The sequence below is a fragment of the Streptomyces hokutonensis genome (assembly GCF_000376565.1).
Taxonomy (GTDB): Bacteria; Actinomycetota; Actinomycetes; order Streptomycetales; family Streptomycetaceae; genus Streptomyces; species Streptomyces hokutonensis.
The window spans coordinates 1-838 of sequence record NZ_BARG01000164.1 but is presented as its reverse complement, the minus strand read 5'-3'; the positions used below and the strand labels follow the sequence as shown (position 1 = coordinate 838).

The following is an 838-nucleotide window of genomic DNA, read 5'->3' as shown; positions in this document are numbered from 1 at the left end:
AGGTGGCCGGTGTCGTCGATGTAGCAGGACTCCGGGATCGCGAACTCGCAGCGCGCCGAGGCGAGTCCGGCTCCGGCTCCGGCCGTGACGAGGGCGTCTTTCAGGTACTTGCAGTGCGGCTTGTAGGGCACGAGCACGCGGGCCAGCAGTTCCTCGTCCGTGGAGTACGAGCGTTGTGGCGGGGCGGTCCCGGTGCGGTCGGCGGTGGGCGCGGTCACGCGGCCTGGATCCCGTCGTGCAGCTTGCGGTCGTCGTGGACGGTGACGCGGTACGAGACGGTCGGCTCCGGAGTGGTGGTGTGCCGGGCGCGGTGGATGAGACTGCGGTTGTCCCAGACCAGCAGGTCGCCCTTCTCGAAGCCCTGCAGGTGGATGTTGTCGTGCTCGAAGGTCTCGTCGAGCTGGCCCGTGGCGTCGAACAACCGCTTGAGGAGTTCCTCGTCGAGCGGGTTGCCGTCCGCGTCCTCGATGCCGACGGTGAAGCCCTCGCTGACGTAGAGGACGGTCTCGCCGGTGAGGGGGTGGGTGAAGGTGGTGGGCTGGCGGACGGCCGGGGTCTTCGTCTCGACCTCCTCGATGATCTCGGAGATCGGGCGGTAGACGTCGTGCGGGCGGATCTTGAAGTACTTGCGGACGGAGTGCCTGCAGAAGGTGCCCTCGATGTCCCTCTTCAGCTCGGCCGGCAGCTGCGCGTGGGCGCGGCCCATGTCGATGAAGTACGTGCCGCGGTTCTTCTCAGGGACGACCTGGGGGTAGATGAGGGTGATGCCGAAGGGGTCGGGCATGAACTGGTAGTCGGCGTGCCAGAACTTGCCGGTCTTCGGCACGCCTATCTGCTT

2 protein-coding genes are annotated in these 838 nt (G+C 67.2%); both read right to left on the bottom strand.

The genetic code is table 11. The features are described 5' to 3' along the window. The coding region (locus SSP08S_RS54520; protein ID WP_026179646.1) for an FcoT family thioesterase at positions 1 to 218 on the bottom strand (218 nt) is incomplete at its 3' end. Continuing rightward, the coding region (locus tag SSP08S_RS57995; RefSeq protein ID WP_019076045.1) for a TauD/TfdA dioxygenase family protein at positions 215 to 838 on the bottom strand (624 nt) is incomplete at its 5' end. The genes SSP08S_RS54520 and SSP08S_RS57995, both read right to left, overlap by 4 nt.